Annotated in this window: 14 protein-coding genes and 1 tRNA gene; 6 read left to right on the plus strand and 9 right to left on the minus strand. The window is 65.9% G+C overall.

The annotated features are described in order from the left end of the window. Window positions 1–8: 8 nt before the first annotated feature. Window positions 9–233, plus strand: coding sequence for a 4Fe-4S binding protein (locus AC07YZ_RS18785; RefSeq protein ID WP_226494613.1), 225 nt, complete (start codon window positions 9–11; stop codon window positions 231–233). Here the strand turns inward: AC07YZ_RS18785 and rtcA are convergent. From rtcA to AC07YZ_RS18825, 8 genes are all read right to left on the minus strand, one after another. Next, a complete protein-coding gene (gene rtcA / locus AC07YZ_RS18790; RefSeq protein ID WP_494795862.1) occupies window positions 230–1,270 on the minus strand; it encodes an RNA 3'-terminal phosphate cyclase in 1,041 nt (346 codons plus the stop codon). The genes AC07YZ_RS18785 and rtcA overlap by 4 nt on opposite strands. Then, window positions 1,264–2,061 carry a nucleotidyltransferase domain-containing protein gene (locus AC07YZ_RS18795; RefSeq protein WP_494795863.1) on the minus strand — a complete coding sequence of 266 codons (798 nt, stop codon included), beginning with the start codon at window positions 2,059–2,061 and terminating at the stop codon, window positions 1,264–1,266. Before AC07YZ_RS18795 ends, rtcA begins: the two co-directional genes overlap by 7 nt. Window positions 2,062–2,123: 62 nt before the next feature. Then, window positions 2,124–2,780, minus strand: coding sequence for a zinc-ribbon domain-containing protein (locus AC07YZ_RS18800; protein ID WP_226490652.1), 657 nt, complete (start codon window positions 2,778–2,780; stop codon window positions 2,124–2,126). A gap of 123 nt (window positions 2,781–2,903) precedes the next feature. After that, window positions 2,904–4,241, minus strand: coding sequence for a hypothetical protein (locus AC07YZ_RS18805; protein ID WP_226490653.1), 1,338 nt, complete (start codon window positions 4,239–4,241; stop codon window positions 2,904–2,906). Window positions 4,242–4,270: 29 nt separating this feature from the next. After that, entirely contained in the window at window positions 4,271–5,494 is a 1,224-nt protein-coding gene (locus tag AC07YZ_RS18810; protein WP_494795864.1) for an RtcB family protein, read from the minus strand. 21 nt (window positions 5,495–5,515) lie between these two features. Beyond that, window positions 5,516–6,331: a hypothetical protein gene (locus AC07YZ_RS18815; RefSeq protein ID WP_494795865.1), complete on the minus strand. Its 816-nt coding sequence runs from the start codon at window positions 6,329–6,331 to the stop codon at window positions 5,516–5,518. Between the two features lie 45 nt (window positions 6,332–6,376). After that, window positions 6,377–7,516, minus strand: coding sequence for a slipin family protein (locus AC07YZ_RS18820; protein ID WP_226490655.1), 1,140 nt, complete (start codon window positions 7,514–7,516; stop codon window positions 6,377–6,379). Between the two features lie 305 nt (window positions 7,517–7,821). Next, window positions 7,822–7,885, minus strand: a tRNA-OTHER gene (locus AC07YZ_RS18825). A gap of 350 nt (window positions 7,886–8,235) precedes the next feature. Here AC07YZ_RS18825 and rtcR point away from each other — a divergent pair. Further along, window positions 8,236–9,852, plus strand: a complete 1,617-nt coding sequence (rtcR, locus tag AC07YZ_RS18830) for an RNA repair transcriptional activator RtcR (RefSeq protein WP_494795866.1) — start codon at window positions 8,236–8,238, stop codon at window positions 9,850–9,852. A 162-nt stretch (window positions 9,853–10,014) separates the two neighbouring features. Beyond that, complete coding sequence (locus AC07YZ_RS18835; protein ID WP_494795867.1) at window positions 10,015–10,680, plus strand: nitroreductase family protein; 666 nt, start codon at window positions 10,015–10,017, stop codon at window positions 10,678–10,680. A 448-nt stretch (window positions 10,681–11,128) separates the two neighbouring features. Here the strand turns inward: AC07YZ_RS18835 and AC07YZ_RS18840 are convergent, their stop codons facing one another. Next, the gene (locus AC07YZ_RS18840; protein ID WP_494795868.1) at window positions 11,129–11,767 is read right to left on the minus strand and encodes a DUF6198 family protein; all 639 of its coding nucleotides are present in this window, start codon (window positions 11,765–11,767) and stop codon (window positions 11,129–11,131) included. A gap of 172 nt (window positions 11,768–11,939) precedes the next feature. Here AC07YZ_RS18840 and AC07YZ_RS18845 point away from each other — a divergent pair, with 172 nt between their 5' ends. The 3 genes from AC07YZ_RS18845 (at window position 11,940) to AC07YZ_RS18855 (ending at window position 13,642) form a co-directional block, all read left to right on the plus strand. Next, complete coding sequence (locus AC07YZ_RS18845) at window positions 11,940–12,548, plus strand: M15 family metallopeptidase (protein ID WP_226490661.1); 609 nt, start codon at window positions 11,940–11,942, stop codon at window positions 12,546–12,548. 111 nt (window positions 12,549–12,659) lie between these two features. Then, complete coding sequence (locus tag AC07YZ_RS18850; RefSeq protein WP_226490662.1) at window positions 12,660–13,013, plus strand: zinc ribbon domain-containing protein YjdM; 354 nt, start codon at window positions 12,660–12,662, stop codon at window positions 13,011–13,013. 20 nt (window positions 13,014–13,033) lie between these two features. After that, a complete protein-coding gene (locus tag AC07YZ_RS18855) occupies window positions 13,034–13,642 on the plus strand; it encodes a 3'-5' exonuclease (RefSeq protein ID WP_494795869.1) in 609 nt (202 codons plus the stop codon). Window positions 13,643–13,694: the final 52 nt, after the last annotated feature.

The raw sequence follows: 13,694 nt of genomic DNA on the forward strand, positions 1-13,694 counted from the left end.
ATACCGGCATGGCGACCGAACGCAAGGCCCTGCCTGTCATCAACAAGACCCGCTGCACCGGCTGCGGTTGGTGCGTGGCGGTGTGCCCACCGCATGTGCTGTCGCTGGAGGTGGAGCACTGGAAGAAGTTTTCTCAGCTGCACGACGGGCCCGGCTGCACCGGCTGCGCGAAGTGCGCGGTGAGGTGCCCGTTTGATGCGATTGAGATGGTTCGAACCAGCGCCCAGGACTAACGGGGCGTCCAGGCGACGCGCCAACAGCTCGCCCCCTGCCGCAGCACCTCGGCCGTCACCGGCAGAAAGCGCTGGATCACCTCCAGGTTGGTGCGCGTGCGCTCCGTCACCTCGCTGCAGGTGTAGGCCGCCGCCTGAGCGCTGCGGTGCACCGCCAGCGCCCAGGGCAAGGCCAGCTGATCGGCGAGGTAAGGCCCTGCCGCCGCCGTGCTGCCCTGGTAGGCCCTGATCTGCCGCAGCAGCCGGCTGGCCACCTGCTCCGAGCTCACCGATTTCTCGCCGAAGCTGGTGAACACCTCGGTCACGTGCTCAAACGGCAGCGTCGCGATCAACGCATTGCCCGGGCCCTCGTTCTGCCGCACGTTGGGCACGCGCAGCTGCTCGTCCGGCCAGCCCAGCGCGTCCTTCAACAAGGACAGTTCGCGCTCGGCCACGCGGCGCGGCACCGCCGCCACCAGCGACTCGGCCAAGGGCGCGCCCACCGCACCGCGCTCCAGCAGATCGAACGGCCGCAACCCACTCGCCGCAGGCTCGATGGTCGCCAGCATCTCGCCACCGCCAGCGGGGTAGAAGCCGTGGCGGCGCAGCGTTGCCTCCACCTTCACGCCCAGACGCGCGAGTTGCGGCAGAAACGCCCGCTCAATGAAATGGAAGTTGGGCGCGAGCGGGTTGTGCGTGCCACCCGAGAGCTTGAGCTGGCTCGGCGCGCCGGCCAGCATCAGCGCGGGCAGCACCGTCTGCAGCACCAACAGGCAACTGCCCGCCGAGCCGATGGCAAACGCGTGTTCGCCGGGGCGCAGCGCGCCCGGTTCGAACACCAGCGCCTGCGAACCCAGCTCGGCGCCGCTCACCTGTGCGCCACACACCGCCTGCGCCGCCAGCACGCAGGCCAGGTGCTGGCGCATCAAACCGGGCTTGGGGCGCCTGGCGCGGATGTGCTCGATGCGCACCGGCTGGCCGGTGATCACGGAGAGCGACAGGCTGGTGCGCAGGATCTGGCCACCGCCTTCGCCGGTGGAGCCGTCGATGGTCAACATGCCACGCCCTCCCGCGCCTCGGGGTCGCACCGCAGAACGGTGTCGAACAACAGCCCGTCCAGCGGCGCATGGCCCGGCACGGGCAGCGCCTGCACCGGTTCCGCGGCGTTGCGTTCCAGCTCGGCCTCGATGAAAGCGTGAATGCCCGGCCAGCGCGGGCTGGTCGCGGACTCGCCGGCACGCATCTTCACCTCCAGCAGCGCGTTGATCTCGGCGATCAGCGCGGCGTCTGCGGTGGCATGCAAGGTGCGCTGCGCCAGTTCGGCAAAGCGCATGGGCGGCACGCCGGGCTGCTCACGAATCCAGCGCGCGGCCAGCAGCGGGCGCAGCACGTAGAGGTATTTCTTGTAGCGCACCTCGTCGGCCTGCAGGTGTTCACGGAAGTTCTTCTTCGCCATCGAGCTGTAGTGGTGCCAGCCCTTGGCGTTGGAGAACACCCGCTCGGCCAGCGCGCGAAAGCGGCTCATCGGCTCACCCTCTTCGCGGTACACGATGGGCGAACGCAGCCACTCCAGCAGCGTGGGGTTGGACTCGCGCATCAGCCCCAGCGCCTTGCGCAGGTCCCAGCCGTTGATGTCCAGGTCGCCACTGATCGGCAGCTCAATCACATCGCGCCCCGGCGCCACCGTGAGGTACCACGGCAGGCGGTTCACGTAGATGAAACGCACGTCGTAGTCGCTGTCGGGCGACGCAAAACCCCAGCCCCGGCTGCCCGACTCGCAGGCGAACAGGATGGTGACGTTGTGCTGCGCTTCGATGGCGCGCAGGTGCGCCATGACCTGCTCGCGCATGTGTGGCTCAACCGGATGGGTTGAACGCAAGAACTCTTCAAAAACCAATTCTTTGTCTTTCATCATTTGACGCCCCGTTCCACATCGATTCCCAAGCTTCTCAAAGCTACTGCCGCCTCGTCCGAAGCCACGCGCTCCCAAGAGCGATAGTGACACCCCTCGGTGTGGCGCAACGCGGCCAACGTCCGCAGTTGCGCGATTTCTTCTGCACCGCCCCAGCGACCCAGAACCTGAATCGCGACCACGCGGTGCCCCCACCACTTGCTCTGCAGCGCATTGGCCACCTGTTCAAGCGCTGCTGCGTCAGGCGGCTTGGCCCCAAGCGCGCGCAGCGCCTCGACCTCTTGCGCGAGACGGTTGGCACCCGGCACCGCCAGCGCCTCTTTGATTCGCGAACGGCGCGCACGACGGCATACCAGGCAGCGTTTGGCTTGGCTGTCTATTGGAGCCTGTACCTCTTCGTACCACCACTTCTGCTGCTTCGCCGTCCATACCTCTTCGGTGGAGCAATCGACGCAAACGAAAGCCTTGTCCACATAGAACGCGGGGAAAACACAGCTGTTGTTCAGGACACTCAAAAGCTGTGTATCGGCCATCACCAGGCCAGGCACATGCCCCTCTCGGCCCAAAGACATTGATTTCAACTGCGTCTGAGCACGCTGCGCGCGTGCCAGTCGAAGTTGCTTGATTTCCACACGTCGCTGTTTGCTGCTCTTCATCTCACATCCCCTCAAGATGGCGTCCCTGCGGCACCACCTACCCTTCCACACACAGCACCTGCTCGAGAACATACACACCCTCACCAAGTCCTCCTGCGCCTCCATCCACCCAGCGCTTGGTTTTCACTCGATGCCAAACGTCTTCAGGTGGAAGTCCATGGTTTGCCGCAATGAAGCATCCAACTGCGTGCGCTGGGCTGACCACAGCGCCGCCAGAAGCGTCGTTTGCGCGGCGTTGGGGCCGTGGCGACACGCACAGCTCTCAACTGGCCATGCCTTCAGTGCGCCGACCAGCGCCGGCCCCATGCCCAGTTGAATGCCCAGGGGCCACACCAGGAGCAAGCACTGCAGGCTGTCCCATGCAGCGTACAAGCGCCGCATGGACAGCAAGGCACGCACCGCTTCAGGGGTTTGTTCATGCTGTACAGACGCCACCAGTTCGTCCACCGTGGGCGCCCAGACACCGCGATGGGCCTTGGCGAATAACAGCCTGCGCACCTTGGGCGATGGGTCGGCATACGCCTGCTTCAACCAGCGGGTTTTCTCGTCATGCGAGCCGTTCGCCAAGCGAACAGACAGCGCGTCGCGTCGCAACCGTGCCGACTCGGTGGTGAGCCAAGGCTCGCTGACGGCAAGAGCGCTGCTGACATCCGCTTCCGCAAGGAACTGCATGGCCGTGCTGCGCTTGCGCGCAGGCAACAGCGCATCACCGGCCACGGCCACCGCATTGGCCACCTCACGCTCTGTACCTCCGTTCGAACGCAACCAGCGCAAGCACCACCAACGCACATGGGGGCTCACATCCAGACAGGCGCGACGAACCACGAGGTCGGTTGCCTCGTCGGGCTGCTCCACCGCCCAGCGCACACCCTCGCAGCGCACAGGTGCACAAGGGGACTGGCAGGCGGCTTCGTACAGACGCCGCCGCGCCGCCGGCGAGGTCAACCCCTCTACCCGCGACAACGCCTGCGTCGCCAGGACCACGTCGTCACCGAACAAGGCCTGTTCGAGCAACCTGACGCGCTCGCTCTCGTCCTGCGCAGCCCGCCATGCCAGGTCAAGCACATACCGCCGCCCGTGAAGCCCTGCGGATCGCGACGCCTCGATCACCTGTGAAAGGTGCTCGCTGCGGCTCAGGAAACCCGCGATCTCGTTGAGCATGGCTGTGTGGTTGGTCCGACGCGTGCGCTCAAGCGCCACCACCGCGTCGATGGAGGCCATCCAGTCCGGCAGGAACTCAGGGCGCATCAGGGAGCGCACCGCCTCCCCGGCGGCAATGCGCACCTGGGGCACCCAGTCGTTGAGCCGCACCAGCAGTACCGGCAAGGTGCCGCGCTGCGGCCGAGACGCCAGGGCCTTGACCGCAGACTCGCGCACAAACCCACTGTCGGAGCACACCCCCAAAGGGTCTTCAAGGTCGTCGTAGACCTCACCGAACAGTTGCTTCAAAAATTCGTCCATGCTCCGCCCCCTGATCTACCTTCCATGCGTCACCCCTTCACACACAACACCTGCTTGAGCGTGTACACCACCTCCACCAGATCCTTCTGCGCTTCCATCACCGCATCGATGTCCTTGTAGGCCATCGGGATCTCGTCGATCACGGCTTCGTCCTTGCGGCATTCCACACCCTCGGTCGCCTTGATCTGGTCCTCGACGGTGAACATCTTCTTGGCCTTGGTGCGGCTCATCACGCGGCCCGCGCCGTGGCTGCAGCTCTCGAAGCTCTCCGGGTTTCCAAGCCCGCGCACGATGTAGCTGCGCGCACCCATGCTCCCCGGGATGATGCCCAGCTCGCCCTTCTTCGCGCTCACCGCGCCCTTGCGCGTCACGAACACCTCTTCACCGAAGTGCGTTTCCTTCTGCACGTAGTTGTGGTGGCAGTTCACCGCCTCGACGTGCGTCTCGAAAGGCTTGGTGATGACTTGACGCACGGTGGCGACCAGGTTCTTCATCATCACCTCGCGGTTCAGGCGCGCGAACTTCTGCGCCCAGCCCACGCCACGCACGTAGTCGCCGAAGTACTGCGAGCCTTCCTCGAAGTACGCCAGATCCTGGTCCGGCAGGTGGACGTTGTTGCGCTCGGCGTCCTTCTTCGCCAGCTCGATGAAGGTGGTGCCGATCGCGTTTCCCACGCCACGCGAACCCGAGTGCAGCATGAACCACACGGCGCCCGCTTCATCAAGGCAGACCTCGATGAAGTGGTTGCCGGTTCCGAGCGTTCCCAGGTGCTTGTGGTTGTTGGTGTTCTTCAGGCGCGGGTACTGCTCGCAGATCGCATCGAACTCGTCCTTGAGCGTGGCCCAGGCCTGGTCCACCAGCGAAGGCGGGTTTCCCCAAGCGCCTTCGTCTCGCGTCCACCCCTTGGGCGAACGGCCATGCGGCACGGCCTTCTCGATCGCGGCACGCAGCGGCCCCAGGTTGTCGGGCAGGTCGGAAGCAGCGAGCGTGGTCTTGCAGGCCATCATGCCGCAGCCGATGTCCACGCCGACGGCGGCAGGGATGATGGCGCGCAAGGTCGGGATCACCGAGCCCACGGTGGCGCCAATGCCCAGGTGCACGTCGGGCATGGCCGCGACGTGTTTGAACACGATGGGCAGGCGCGCGGCGTTGGCCAGCTGCTTCTTCGCGTCGTCTTCGACAGGCACGCCCCGGGTCCACATCTTGATGGGCACGCCGCCTTCGGGTTGTTCGGTGTTGTAGTTGGTTTTCATAGTCCTATTCTCCAAATTCCTTCAATCGGCAATGGCGTCAAACACCTCACCAGCACGCCGGCGAAGATCGGCATAGCAGGAGGTGGGACGCCAGTCGTTTGGCAAACCGTTCTCCACCAGCGCCAGGATGCGTTGCGCAAACACCCGCCGGTTTCCGGAGGCTGTCATCCAGTCGCGCAGCTCGTCTTTGAGCGATCCTCTTTCGTCGGCAAACGCATTGGCGAAGGTGCCTCCGTCCTTCCAGAAGTCCCAGTGGCTCGCATCGATGTAATGCAGTGTGGCCGCCTCGCTGCCGCAGGACAGCCAGTGCGCCAGCAAAGGCGAAACGTCGACGCCACCAATTTCCCACATCAGAAGAATCGAAAACGCGTTCTCACCCATGAACAACGAGCCGCTGTCGATAGGCCACTGTTCGAGACCTGCCCGAAAATGGATCAACGCAAACCGCTGGATGGCTTCACGCTCTCCCGGGGTAAATGCTGACGGGTCGCAAAGGCCCAGTCGATCCAGATACAGCTCGGTCGAGTGGTGCAGTTCAGCCCCTTGCGCCAGCAGTTCGAGCAGGCGCGGGAGCAGGTACTTCACCTCGCCCACCGGCTGGACCGGCCCCTTGGCCGAGCCGTTGTACTGGTAGAAGTGGTGCGCGGTGAGCGTGCGCAAGGGCCATTCGCGCAACTCACGCTCGACCTGTTCATCGACGCAGCAGCCCAGGCACACATCCAGTGGGAATGTGGGCGCTGAGTAGCGGGCGAACACCGTGTACAGGTTCTGCACGGCAGCATCCAGTTCGGGGTGCCGGGTGGCGGGTGCGACAGCAAGCGGTTTGTTCTTTTTCATGGTGTGGGTTTCTCCGATGATGGACGGGGCCCTTGCCTCGCCCGCTCAACGCAGCTTCACCAGCCCGTTGAGCACCTGGTCCAGGCCGCCGAACACCGAGATCTTGTCGATGCGTTCGGCCACACGTTCCAGCGTTTCCAGCTCCTTCATGCGCAGCGCCACGGGGTTGTCTTCCATCACCTTCGCGGTGTTGAGCAGCGAGCGGGTCGCAGCCGTTTCTTCTCGGCGGCGGATCACGTTGGCCTGGGCCAGTTTCTCTGCCTGCACCACCTGGGTCAGGATGGTCTTCATCTCGCCGGGCAACACGATGTCTTTCACACCCACGCTCTCCAGGGCGATACCGTACGGCATCAACTTGGGCAGCACGTAGGCGCTCACCACGTCGTCGATCACTGTCTTGTTCTCCAGCAGCTCATCGAGCGTGCGGGTGCCCACGGCGGCGCGCAGCGCAAACTGCAGCTCGCGGTACAGATGTTCCGCGGGCTTTTGCAACTGGGCAAAGGCGCGCTGCACGTCGGTGTAGCGGTAGGTGGCGCTCAGGTTCAGGCGCAGGCTCACCTTGTCGCGGGTCATGATGTCCTGGCCCGACACTTCCACCGCCTGCAGCCGCAGGTCCACCAGTTCCACCGCGATGCTGCGGCCGTACTTCCAGAAGGCGTACGCGCCCGCTGCCAGCAGCCTGTCAACCTTGCCGTCGATGCTCAGCAACGCGCTCATGCCCTCGGGCACCTGCACCTGCAATACACCCTCCAGGCCCGTCACGGCGCGTTGGCGCAGCTGGGTCTGGGTCAGGCGCGCCACCAGGGCGGCCGGCAGCTCGGCACCGGCTTGCAGATCGATCACCTGCACGGTCACATCCACCAGGCCTTTCCAGAACAGGCGGCGCGTACCGGGCGGCAGGATTTCCACCAGCACACCGTTGTCGCTGCGCAGGCCAACTTCTTGCTCAGACAGTTCCACACGCACGAACTCGGCCGCCACCACCTCAGGTTCCTGGGCCATCAGGTAGTCGGCCATGGCGTGGCGAAAGGCGGGCTGGTCCAGTGCAAAGGTTTCAACGCGCAACCGATCCAGGCCGGTGAACAGCCAGTGGGTGCCGCTGCGCAGCACGCGCTCGAAGTCGCCGTTGCGCAGCAGCAAGGCGCGTTCGTTTTTCTTCACCGTGATGCGTTCGATCTTCATCATTTTGTTTTCCTCACTTCACTTCGGTTCGCCGTTTCGGCTTCTTGCAATAGGGGTGCCGTTACAGCGATGACGGGGCACCAGGGGGCACAACCGCGGGCCTTGCAGTGCGCCTTGGTTGCTGCCACTTGCTGGGCGGCAGCGGGCTGGCTGCGGGCGCGGGCTGTGCCCGGGTCTGGCACATACCGCCACCGACTGACGGGGTGTGGGCTTGGGGTTGCAGCGCAACCGGTGGTCCCTCGCCCCGCGTTCGGCGGGTGGTCTTTCGACCGCTTCTTCTTTACAGGCTCCAGCCTTTCGACCGGAGCAAATGGACAGGAGTCGAACCTGCGACACGTCTTTTTCAAGACTGCTCTACCAAACTGAGCTACCAGTGGTGGCAAGCCGGGAGTCGAACCCGACACGCCCTTGCGGGTTGGTCACCACGACCTTGCCGAACCAGACGTTCGCGCCGTGCGGCATGCAGGGCATCGACAGAACCTCCACGGTTCCGGACTTCCTGCACCGGCAGGGCGGACCTTCGTCCCAACCCTGGCCTGTGAGCGTTCGACGCTGGCGTCTGGTGCTTCTTCTATTGCCAGATGCGTGCCAACCCAATGCCCAATGCGAAGCAGGCCGGAAGTGCATTGATTTGAATAGACTTTTCCACCTATCGCTTTTTTCGTTATTCGATCCACTGACAGATGAGCTATATTTTTGGCTAGTTATTTAGATTGATAGCCATGACTCCAAAAACCGTCGTCATCGGATTTCTCGGCACCCAGCTCGATAGCGGCGGTGGCGCGGGCCGCTGGGAGAAGTGGCGCCCCACCGTCTCGCTGGTGCAGCACGAGGACATGGTGATCCACCGGCTGGAGTTGTTGCATTCGCCGGCTCACCGCCGTCTGGCTGTACAGGTCAGGGACGACATCGCAACCGCATCGCCCGAGACCACGGTGAATCTCGTGCCGCTGGCGATGGCCGACCCCTGGGACTTCGGTGAGGTCTATGGCGCGCTCTACGACTGGGTGAAGCAGTACCCCTTCCAGCCCGAGAAGGAGCGCTACTGGACGCACATCACCACCGGCACGCACGTGGCGCAGATCTGCATGTTCCTGCTGACCGAATCGCGGCTGATCCCGGGCGTCCTGCTGCAGACCTCACCGCCCAGGAAGCAGACGAGCGCCAACCCCGGCAGCTACGCGCTGATCGACCTGGACCTCTCGCGCTACGACGGGCTGGCGCAGCGGTTCGACCAGGCGCAGCGCGACGCGCTGAACTTCCTCAAGAGTGGCATCGCCACGCGCAACGCCCACTTCAACGCGCTGATCGAAGAGATCGAGCGGGTGGCCCTGCGCTCGAAGGCGCCGATCCTGCTGACCGGGCCGACGGGTGCGGGCAAGTCGCACCTGGCGCGGCGCATGTTCGAGTTGAAGAAATCGCGCCACCAGGTCGCCGGGGATTTTGTGGAGGTGAACTGCGCCACGCTGCAGGGCGAGGGCGCGGCGTCCACGCTGTTTGGCCACAAGAAGGGCGCGTTCACCGGCGCGGTGAGCGAGCGCGCGGGCCTGCTGCGCACGGCGCACGAGGGCGTGCTGTTCCTCGACGAGATTGGCGAGCTGGGGCTGGACGAACAGGCGATGTTGCTCAAGGCGGTGGAAGAAAAGCGCTTCTACCCGGTGGGCAGCGACCGCGAGGTGAGCAGCGACTTCCAGCTGATCGCGGGCACGAACCGCGACCTGCGCGTGGACGTGCTCGAAGGGCGTTTTCGCGAAGACCTCTACGCGCGCATCAACCTGTGGTCGTACACGCTGCCCGGGCTCGCGCAGCGGCCGCAGGACATCGAGCCCAATGTGGACCACCTGGTGACGCGCTGCGCCGCCGAGCTGGGCCGCGCGGTGCGCTTCAACGCCGAGGCCAAGGCGCTGTACCTGCGCTTTGCGCAGTCGCCCGAGGCCTTGTGGAGCGGCAACTTCCGCGACCTGGCCGCGAGCGTGACGCGGCTGTGCACGCTGGCCGAGGGCGGGCGCATCGCGGTGCCGCTGGTCGAGGCGGAGCTGCAGCGCCTGCGCTGGCTCTGGCAGATGAACCAGGCGCCCGACGACGTGGCCCGCCTGGCCGACGACGCTGTCGAGCTGGCCGACCTGCTGCAGCCCGACGCGCTGGGCCAGCTCGATCTGTTTGACAAGCTGCAACTCCTGGCCGTGGTGCGTGTGTGCCGTGCCTCGCGCACGCTCTCGGAGGCCGGGCGAACGCTCTTCGACCGCTCGCGCACCCAGCGCTCGGTCGTCAACGACGCGGACCGCCTGCGCAAGTACCTGCAGAAACACGGCCTGCGCTGGGAGCGGGTGTCGCGCTGAGCCAGCGGCCTATACCCGATCCTGGCGATTCGCGCTGAGCGCCCGCCGTTCAGGGCGAAGCCGCGCCGTCTTCTGCGCGACAGGCAGCAGACATTGCTGCACTGCGACAAGATCGCCCGTCCGCCCACGCTGTGTGGGCGCCATCCCAAAACGGAAAATACCATGAGCGACCTGTCGCAACCCACCCACGCCCCCGTCCTGCTCGACAAACTGCAATGGCGCTACGCCACCAAGAAGATGGACGCGGCCAAGGCCGTGCCTCAAGACAAGGTGGACCGCATCATCGAAGCCGCGCGCCTGGCGCCCACCTCCAGCGGCCTGCAGCCCTACGAGATCATCGTCGTCACGAGCAAGGCCGTGCGCGAACAGATCCAGCCCATCGCCTGGAACCAGGCGCAGATCACCGACGGCTCGCACCTGCTCGTGTTCGCCGCCTGGGACAACTACACGCCCGAGCGCATCAACCACATGTTCGACCTGACCAACGAACAGCGCGGCTTCACCAACGAAGGCTGGGAGAACTACCGCCAGATGCTGCTCAAGACCTACCCGCAGCGCGACGCCGAAGTGAATTTCCAGCACGCCGCGCGCCAGGCCTACATCGGCCTGGGCGCCGCGCTGATCGCCGCCGCCTTTGAAGAGGTGGACAGCACGCCGATGGAAGGCTTCGACCCGGCCAAGCTCGACGAGATCCTCAAGCTGCGCGAACGCGGCCTGCGCAGCGTCGCGATCCTGCCGCTGGGCTACCGCGCCGACGAAGGCGACTGGCTGGTGAACCTGAAGAAGGTGCGCCGCCCGCTGGCGCAGTTCGTGAGCGAAGTGAAATGATGTGACGCGGTGGCTGGCTTGGGGCGGCCACCGCCAGACGTTGCTCGCCGCAACGGGTATCGCCGGGAGTCCATGCCGCTAGAAAAACAGCGCTCTGGCGATGCGGGTCTTGCATTGGTACCACTGCCCGGCGTCTTGCTGAAACATGGGACCGAACAGATAGGTGTCATTGCGCTCCGAGATGGGCGGTTGAAACGCTGTGACCTGCTCCGAGGACAGCGGAACACACACCGGCCACAACGCGAACGCGCCACCAACGAGTGCCGCGACAGCACACACCCAAAGCGCAACGCGCAGCACATTTGACATACGACAGGAGGATGTGGAACGCAAGGACCGCATTCGCTTCGTGGGATTATCTCGACATGCGGGTGCTCCACCCCAAGACCCCCATCGGTCCGTCCCTTGCCGTTGGGTGGGTCTTCATGCAGACCACCCAACAGCCCGCTCAAACCCCAAGGTAGCGCCCCGGCCGGTGGTTGAGCGCGAGGATGGCGCCGATGGCGATGGCGCCCACCACCGATTGCGCCACGCGCACGGGCGGCACGACCATCAGGGCCGCGAGCACGACCACCAGATCCACCCCCATCTGCACCTTGCCCGCGCTCAGGCCTTTGGCCTGTTGCAGCCATTGCGCCAGGATGTTGACGCCGCCCACGCTGGCCTGGTGGCGCAGCAGGGCGAGCAGGCCGAAGCCGATCAGGAAGCCGCCGAGCACCGAGGCGACCCAGGGGTTGAGCAGCTCGAAGCGCACCACTTTGGGCGCCAGCGTGGTGCAGGCGGACACCAACGCCACGGCGCCGAAGCTCTTGAAGGTGAACACCGGGCCGAGCCGGTACCACGAGAGCACGAAAAACGGCAGGCTGAACAGGAAGAAGAACAGGCCGAAGGCGAGACCGCTGGCGTAGCTGGCCAGGAAGGCCACGCCCGCCACGCCGCCTGTGAGCAGGCCGGCGTGGCCGAACATGGTCATGCCCAGGGCGACGAACAGCGAGCCGGCGACGAGGGCGTGGGCGTCGTCAAGCCAGGAGTGGGTGTGGGGGGCGGGAGCGGAAACGGGTTGGGGGGTGGGAGCGGTGGGGTCCATGGCGGGGGAACAAGCACGAGGCGTGCCGTACCAACGGGGTTCGAAAGCGCGGAGGCCCAAGGCGTTCCGCCCCCGGCCGACTCCCCCAGGTTGGGGATGTTGGGGCCCCCTCGCGCGCCTACAGTTCCACAGCGGCTTCCCCGCCGGGGAAGGCTTTCACGGCGGAGGGACCATGGACATCACCGACATGATTCGTGCCATCCAGCAAGCTCTGGGGGTGCAGGCGGACGGCCGGGCGGGGCCGGAAACCTGGGGCGCCATTTACGCGGCGCTGGTCAAGAAGAAGGTCGACGGCCAAGCCCCGCAAGCGGCCATTTCCCCGGTAGACGCGCGCAGCGAATCGCAGATCGCCACGCTGCTGCCCGAGGTGCAGCCGATGGCGCGGGCGCTGGTGCAGAAGGCCGCGGCCAGCGGCATCCAGATCAAGGTGATCAGCGGCACGCGCTCGTTTGCCGAGCAGGACGCCCTGTTCGCCAAGGGCCGCACGGCGCCGGGCCCCAAGGTGACCAACGCGCGCGGCGGCCACTCGAACCACAACTTCGGCATCGCGTTCGACATCGGGGTGTTCAGCGGCAACAAGTACCTGCCCGAGTCGCCCAAGTACAAGGCGGTCGGCGTGCTGGGCATGGAGCTGGGCCTGGAGTGGGGCGGCAACTGGAGCACCATCGTCGACCAGCCCCACTACCAGCTGCGCCCGGCGTGGGCGCAGGGCTTGTCGGAACGCGAGATGCTCGCAAGCCTGCGCGACCACCTGGCCCGGGGCACGGCCGTGTTCGCATAAGGCGGGGCGCGCCAGCGGCGCGGCACGCGCCTCCCAGGGTGATCGCACGCACGTTCTAAGATACCGGGCTTTACCCAACCGCCAGAGCCCGGGCTCCGGCGCGACAACACCATGCCCCACACCGCCCCCGCCTGCCCGCAATGCGGCCTTGAAAACACCTACACCGACGGCGAGAACTTCGTCTGCCCCGACTGCGCCTTTGAATGGCCGGTGGCCGAGGCCGCCGCCAGCGACGACGAGGCCGGTGGCGGCGTGGTGAAAGACGCCAACGGCAACCCGCTGGCCGATGGCGACTCGGTGATCCTGATCAAGGACCTGAAAGTCAAGGGCTCGTCGAGCGTGCTCAAGAAGGGCAGCAAGATCAAGGGCATCCGCCTGGTGGACGGCGCCGACGGCCACAACGTGGACTGCAAGACCGAACTGGGCAGCATGCTGCTGAAGTCGGAGTTCCTGAAGAAGGCCTGAGCGGCTTTCGCCCCTCGCCCATGTCCCGCATCGCCGTCATCGACTTCGAGACCACCGGCATCTCGCCCGGCATGGGCGACCGCGCCACCGAGGTGGCCATCGTGCTCACCGAGCGCGGCCGGGTGGTGGACCGGTTCCAGAGCCTGATGAACGCGGGTGTGCGCATTCCGTCCTTCATCACCCAGCTCACCGGCATCACCAACGCCATGGTGGCCAGCGCGCCGCCGGCCGAGCGCGTGATGGCCGAGGCGGCGCGGTTCGTCGGCGAAGTGCCCATGGTGGCGCACAACGCCTCGTTCGACCGCCGCTACTGGGTGGCCGAGCTCGCGCGCGCCGGCCTGCCCGCGCGCCAGCCCTTTGCCTGCACGGTGCTGCTCTCGCGCCGGCTCTACCCCGAGGTGCCGAGCCACAAGCTGGGCACGCTGGTGGACCATTTCCAGCTGCCGCGCACGGGCCAGGCGCACCGCGCCCTGGCCGACGCCGAAATGGCCCACGAACTGCTGGGCCGCATCCAGCACGATCTGCGCGCGCGCCACGGCGTGGCCGAGCCCGACCACGCGTTCCTGATGGCGCTGCAGGCCTGCACGCGCGCGGCCTTGCCGAAGTTTTTTCGGGCGCGTGCAACCTGAATTGAACACCCCCGCCGCGCTTCGCGCGTCCCCCTCAAGGGGGCGGCACTGG

The organism is Hydrogenophaga sp. GW101-3F08, from assembly GCF_059424585.1.